Source organism: Clostridium sp. ZBS2 (assembly GCF_023845855.1).
In the GTDB taxonomy this organism is placed as follows: Bacteria; Bacillota; Clostridia; order Clostridiales; family Clostridiaceae; genus Clostridium; species Clostridium aquiflavi.
Genome location: NZ_JAMQIF010000153.1, coordinates 1 through 289 on the forward strand (window position 1 = coordinate 1; position 289 = coordinate 289).

Here is a 289-nt window from a genome sequence, read left to right on the forward strand (position 1 = left end):
TAACCTGCCTTTGCTTCAACGCCAAATCTTTCACCCAGTGCTTTCAATTGTTCATCTGTAATCGCTTGTTTAATACCGCCTTGTGACATCACAATAGTATAAACTTCTGCTGCTTTCTCCGCGGTTTCAATTAATCCAAATGTTTCATCCATTGATTTTCCCGCACCATAAATCCCGTGATGTGGCCAAACGATTAAACGATTTTCCTTCATTTTTTCAGATGTAGCTTCTCCAATTTCATTCGTACCAGGAACCAGCCAAGGAATAATCCCAACACCTTCTGGAAAAA

The 289-nt window shown here is 40.1% G+C and carries 1 protein-coding gene; it reads right to left on the reverse strand.

All coding sequences use genetic code 11. From position 1 onward, the window contains the following. A partial coding sequence (locus NG918_RS16775; RefSeq protein WP_252227188.1) for a class II aldolase/adducin family protein occupies positions 1-289 on the reverse strand: 289 nt, incomplete at both ends.